Here is a 313-nt window from a genome sequence, read left to right on the forward strand (position 1 = left end):
TGCCTGGGGTACCTGGCTCGTCGGTGACCTGGGTGCTGACCGGGGTCTTGTCCAGGTTCAGGTTTTCGAACTTCCACGCATCTGCGCCGCTGACCGCGTCGATGGCATTGACCACCGGCGCGTTAGTGCCGACATAGACGTTGTCCGGGGCGGTTGCAGTGGCCGAACCGGTGGTGCTGTTCGCTGCCACGACGACAGTGGTGCCGTCGGTCAGCTTGAAGTACAGCTCCGAGTGGTTGTTGATCGGCAGACCGTCTTTGTTGGTCAGCGTGATGGTGTAGGTGATCTCGCCGCCTTCGGTGACCGAAGGGGT

General features: G+C 62.0%; 1 protein-coding gene. It reads right to left on the bottom strand.

The genetic code is table 11. The features are described 5' to 3' along the window. Positions 1-313: immunoglobulin-like domain-containing protein (locus ACK59Z_RS25980; RefSeq protein ID WP_409294021.1), on the bottom strand; the 313-nt coding region annotated here is incomplete at both ends.

It is taken from the genome of Pseudomonas sp. KCJK9058, assembly GCF_046230975.1.
In the GTDB taxonomy this organism is placed as follows: Bacteria; Pseudomonadota; Gammaproteobacteria; order Pseudomonadales; family Pseudomonadaceae; genus Aquipseudomonas; species Aquipseudomonas alloputida.